General features: G+C 64.2%; 4 protein-coding genes. 1 reads left to right on the forward strand and 3 read right to left on the reverse strand.

The annotated features are described in order from the left end of the window. The 3 genes from rfbC to rfbB form a co-directional block, all read right to left on the reverse strand. Positions 1-529: dTDP-4-dehydrorhamnose 3,5-epimerase (gene rfbC, locus JYJ84_RS31195; RefSeq protein ID WP_205189915.1), on the reverse strand; the 529-nt coding region annotated here is incomplete at its 3' end. Beyond that, positions 514-1407 (reverse strand): glucose-1-phosphate thymidylyltransferase RfbA, encoded by an 894-nt coding sequence (gene rfbA / locus JYJ84_RS31200; RefSeq protein ID WP_122944639.1) that lies wholly within the window; start codon positions 1405-1407, stop codon positions 514-516. The genes rfbA and rfbC, both read right to left, overlap by 16 nt. An 11-nt stretch (positions 1408-1418) precedes the next feature. Beyond that, positions 1419-2480: a dTDP-glucose 4,6-dehydratase gene (gene rfbB / locus JYJ84_RS31205; protein ID WP_175222840.1), complete on the reverse strand. Its 1062-nt coding sequence runs from the start codon at positions 2478-2480 to the stop codon at positions 1419-1421. A gap of 344 nt (positions 2481-2824) precedes the next feature. Between rfbB and JYJ84_RS31210 the strand changes: the two genes are divergently transcribed. Then, the coding region (locus tag JYJ84_RS31210; protein WP_175222841.1) for a symmetrical bis(5'-nucleosyl)-tetraphosphatase at positions 2825-3662 on the forward strand (838 nt) is incomplete at its 3' end.

A 3662-nucleotide genomic window follows, 5' to 3' on the forward strand; every position in this document is an offset into this window, starting at 1 on the left:
CGAGCGGCTTGCCGGCGGCATCCTTCGCCGCCAGCACCGGTTCGCCATCGAGCTGCCAGTCGATACCCAGCGCGGGATCGTTCCACAGCAGGCTGCGCTCGTGTTCGGGATACCAGTAGTCGGTCGTCTTGTACAGGAACTGCGCGGAGTCGGACAACACCACGAAACCGTGCGCAAAGCCGGGCGGCACCCACAGCTGCCGATGATTGGCTTCCGACAGCAGCACGCCGACCCACTTGCCGAAATTCGGCGAGCTGCGCCGGATATCGACCGCGATGTCGAGCACTTCGCCCTCCACGACCCGCACGAGCTTCCCCTGCGCATGCTGGATCTGATAATGCAGCCCGCGCAGAACCCCCTTCGCCGATCGCGAATGATTGTCCTGCACGAACGTCACGTCCGGCGCGATCTGTTCGGCAAACTCGCGCGCATTGAAGCTCTCGTAAAAGAACCCGCGCGCATCGCCGAACACCTTCGGCTCGATGATCTTGATTTCCGGCAATGCCGTGTCGGTTACTTGGATGGCCATGCCAATTGGTCGTCGAGAATGTGTTGCAGGTATTTACCGTAAGCGTTCTTCGCCAGCGGTCGTGCCAGCGCCAGCACTTGCTCCGCGTCGATCCAGCGCATGCGATACGCGATTTCCTCCGGGCATGCCACGACGAGCCCTTGCCGCTTTTGCAGCGTCGCGATGAAGGTCGCCGCCTCGATCAGCGAATCGTGCGTGCCCGTGTCGAGCCACGCATAGCCGCGCCCCATGATCTCGACGTCGAGCTCACCGGCCGCCAGATAACGCGAATTGACGTCCGTGATCTCGAGTTCGCCGCGCGCCGACGGCTTGATGTCGGCGGCGATATCGCACACCTGCCGGTCGTAGAAATAGAGCCCCGTCACCGCGTAGCTCGAGCGCGGCACGGCCGGCTTCTCTTCGATCGATACCGCACGGAACGCGCGGTCGAATTCGACCACGCCGTAGCGCTCCGGATCCTGCACGTGATAGGCAAACACGGTCGCACCGGCCGCCTTCGAACTGGCCCGCTCGAGCTGCTTCGCGAGGTCGTGCCCGTAGAAGATGTTGTCGCCGAGAATCAGCGCGGACGGATCGTTGCCGACGAAGTCCCTGCCGATGATGAACGCCTGGGCGAGCCCGTCGGGCGACGGCTGCACCGCATACTGGATGTTCATCCCCCACTGGCTGCCGTCGCCGAGCATCGCCTCGAAGCGCGGGGTGTCCTGCGGCGTCGAGATGATCAGCACGTCGCGAATGCCCGCGATCATCAGCGTCGACAGCGGGTAGTAAATCATCGGCTTGTCGTACACCGGCAGCAGTTGCTTCGATACGACGTGCGTAATCGGATACAGCCGCGTGCCCGAGCCGCCGGCGAGAATTATGCCCTTACGTGCCATCGATCAGACCCTCACGTGCGTTGCGCGTAATTGGTTTCCACCCACTTGCGGTAATCGCCGGACGCGACCTCGTCCACCCACGCCTGGTTGTCGAGATACCAGCGGACGGTTTTCGCGAGCCCCGTCTCGAACGTCTCGGCAGGCTTCCAGCCGAGTTCGCGCTCGAGCTTGCGCGCATCGATCGCATAGCGGCGGTCGTGGCCCGGACGGTCCTTCACATAGGTGATCTGGTCGCGGTACGAACCGGCCGCCTTCGGCCGCGCGGCGTCGAGCAGGTCGCAGAGCGTGTGCACGACGTCGAGGTTCTTCTTCTCGTTCCAGCCGCCGATGTTGTACGTCTCGCCCGGCACGCCGCGCGCGAGCACTTCGCGGATCGCGCTGCAGTGGTCGCCGACGTACAGCCAGTCGCGCACGTTCAGGCCATCGCCGTAGACCGGCAACGGCTTGCCCGCGAGCGCGTTCGCGATCATCAGCGGAATCAGCTTCTCCGGGAACTGGTACGGACCGTAGTTGTTCGAGCAGTTCGTCGTGAGCGTCGGCAGGCCGTACGTGTGGTGATACGCACGCACGAGGTGGTCGGAGCCGGCCTTCGTCGCCGAATAGGGGCTGTTCGGCGCATAAGGCGTCGTTTCCGAGAACTGCGGATCAGTCGCGGACAGCGACCCGAACACCTCGTCGGTCGACACGTGCAGGAAGCGGAACGCCGCCTTGTCGGTATCGTCCAGGCCGTTCCAGTGCATGCGTGCCGCTTCGAGCAGCGTGAACGTGCCGACGACATTGGTCTGCACGAAATCGGCCGGCCCGTGGATCGAGCGGTCGACGTGGCTTTCGGCGGCAAAGTGGATCACGGCACGCGGCTTGTGCTCGGCAAACAGCGCATCGAGTGCCGCGCGATCGCAGATGTCGACACGGGCAAACACATGATCCGGATTCTCATTCAGCGGTGCCAGCGTACGCAGGTTACCCGCATAGGTCAGCTTGTCGACATTGAGCACGGCCTCGCCGGAAGCTACGATCCAGTCGAGTACGAAATTGGCACCGATAAAACCCGCGCCGCCGGTAACCAGGATCATGAAACGTCCTCTAGTAATAATCGTGTGCGGCGCGCCTGACAGGCGCACTTCGCACTTCTTGTCATGTCACAGTGGCCAAGTCTCGGCCGATCAGGCCCGGCATTTTAACCGGTCGCCATGACCGGCCAAGTCACGAGATGTTAATTTCGGAGGGAAAATGCCAATTATAGGAATCCAGCCGGCGCCAACTCCATGCTGCTAACAACTTGATACAGCGCCCCGGCCCTTTGCGCCACAAAAATCCTGTGCCACGCAAACGGCCCGATGTGGAACGTCCTTTGCGTCACGCCCGTATTTGAATGATGCTTTCTCAGCTCACCCAGACTCGCCACGATCCGACCCTCATGCTTCCACCCCCCATCGCCATCGGCGACATCCAGGGCTGTCACGCCGCTTTCCAGTCTTTGCTCGACAAGCTTTCAGCCCCCGCCGACACGCCGCTGTGGATCGCCGGCGACGTCGTCAACCGCGGCCCGGACTCCCTCGCCGCGCTGCGTGCGCTCGTCGACCTCGGCCCGCGCGCGACCGTCGTGCTCGGCAATCACGACCTCCACCTGCTCGCGGTCTCCGCGGGCCTGCGCACCGAACGCCCGGGCGACACCATCGGCGAGATCCTCGACGCGCCCGACGCCGACGCGCTGCTCGACTGGGTCCGCCACCGCCCGTTCGTGCATGCGGAGAACGGGATGCTGCTCGTGCATGCGGGCATGCTGCCGCAGTGGGATGCCACGCTCGTGCTGGAACTCGCCGACGAACTCCAGCGCGCGTTGCGCGCGCCCGACTGGCGTGACACGCTGCAAAAGCTGTACGGCAACGAGCCGTATCAATGGAGCCCGGATCTGAAGAAACGCGACCGGATGCGCGTCGCGTTCAACGCATTCACGCGCCTGCGCTTCTGCACCCCCGACGGGACGATGGAATTCAAGGCGAACGGCGGCCCCGACAACGCACCGCCCGGCTACCTGCCGTGGTTCGACGTACCGGGGCGCCGCACGGAGAACGTGACGGTCGTGTTCGGGCACTGGGCCGCGCTCGGCCTGATGCTGCGCGAGAACGTCGTCGCGCTCGATTCGGGGTGTGTGTGGGGTAACCAGCTGTCGGCCGTGCGGCTGACGGCCGATCCGGCTCAGCGCACGGTCACGCAGGTGCAGTGCGAAGCGTGCCGCGCGCCGGGCGGAGAAT

The sequence above is a fragment of the Burkholderia sp. LMG 13014 genome (assembly GCF_905232215.1).
GTDB lineage: Bacteria > Pseudomonadota > Gammaproteobacteria > Burkholderiales > Burkholderiaceae > Burkholderia.

Bases quoted from the DNA above. Each gene is read 5' to 3' on its own strand.
- rfbB (WP_175222840.1), bottom strand. From the start codon at position 2,480: ATGATCCTGGTTACCGGCGGCGCGGGTTTTATCGGTGCCAATTTCGTA.
- rfbA (WP_122944639.1), bottom strand. From the start codon at position 1,407: ATGGCACGTAAGGGCATAATTCTCGCCGGCGGCTCGGGCACGCGGCTG.